The 1240-nt window shown below is 68.3% G+C and carries 1 protein-coding gene; it reads left to right on the top strand.

What is annotated here, in order from left to right; translation table 11 throughout:
• Nucleotides 1–219 precede the first annotated feature (219 nt).
• Nucleotides 220–1065, top strand: a complete 846-nt coding sequence (locus CRP50_RS24750; RefSeq protein WP_097281856.1) for a hypothetical protein — start codon at nt 220–222, stop codon at nt 1063–1065.
• Nucleotides 1066–1240 lie beyond the last annotated feature (175 nt).

The following is a 1240-nucleotide window of genomic DNA, read 5'->3' as shown; positions in this document are numbered from 1 at the left end:
CCGGCGCCGCTGCGCGGCGCCACCATCATCATCCCATCACGGCGACCGGCCATCGTAGTTGTCGCCCACCGGCCATCCCAATTGTCGCGCTACAGTGGTCGGCATCAGCCGCTGCTCCCGCACCGGAACTCTCTCCTACACCATCCAGACGCCCCACGGCCGCATCGTCTGCCGTGAGACCACGTTGCGCGGCTCAGCCGCCGACCGGGAGGCTTGACCATGAAGCTCTTCGCCTACCGTCACGACGTCCGCCCCCAGCGCGGTCAGGTGAACCACCGCATCGCCCTCAGCTTCCAGAGCCTCGCGCCCGAGCTGGCGGACCGCCTCATCGCCGGCGCCGACGCCACGGAGGCCCTGCAGGTGGTCCCTACCTACAGGCCCGCCACGAGGAGCTGGGAGACGGCGTCGTTCTCGCTGGAGATCGTCACCCACGACGGCCTCAGCCTCTACGAGACGGACACTCTCCCGGTTATCGACAAGGCCGCCAGGCCGGCCAAGGAGGGCGAGGCCCTGTCGCCGGAGGAGATCGAGGCGCACTCGCGTTGGATCGTCGAGACCGCCGACGTCCACATCACCGGCGCCCATTTCGAGCCGCTGCTCGACGACAGGTGGCGCTATGGCAAGCAGGTGCGCGACGGCTTCATCGTCGTCGACCTGAAGGGGCCGCTGTTCCGGCCCTTCTACCCGCAGCGCCAGCAGGGCAAGGCTACGCATCCGGTCTTCCAGGGCGGCCGGTTCCACGGCTACGCCGGCACCGAGATCGGCGCCGACCGCGCCCTCGACCGCCTGGGCATCAAGCCCGAACACGGCTGGAAGCTGAAGAACACCCCGCTCGGCCGGGTGTGGTTCCCCCGCAGCGCCCAGGACGTGGCGCACCGCCTGCGCGAAGTCCGTCGCCTCGCCGAGCCGCTAGCGGAGGCCTGCGATAAGCTGCGAGGGCTGGATTTGAGCGAAGAGCCCGAATTGGCCCGCGAGCTCGCCGAATTGCTCACCGCCCTCGGGCGCGGAGGTCAGGCCGACCGCATCGCGCGTCTCGCTGGGGTGCCGGCGCCGCGCGGCCGCTGAGGGAGGCGACGGAAACGATCGTCAGCAATTTCGAGGCCCCTTTCACTATCAGTCGGCTCTGAAAACCACTTTTCCACGCCCGGAACGTGTCAACGATATTGAGACAGTCTTTTCAGCAGTTTAGGCAGCCTGCTGCTCGGAGCTCTTGGGCGGGTTGATCCATGCTGCGGCGGGC

Origin of the sequence: Caenispirillum bisanense (assembly GCF_900230255.1) — a bacterium.
Lineage (GTDB): Bacteria > Pseudomonadota > Alphaproteobacteria > Rhodospirillales > Rhodospirillaceae > Caenispirillum > Caenispirillum bisanense_A.
This window is presented reverse-complemented; position numbering and strand designations above follow the sequence as displayed.

Coding starts and splice junctions, on each gene's coding strand:
- CRP50_RS24750 (WP_097281856.1), top strand. CDS start 220: ATGAAGCTCTTCGCCTACCGTCACGACGTCCGCCCCCAGCGCGGTCAG.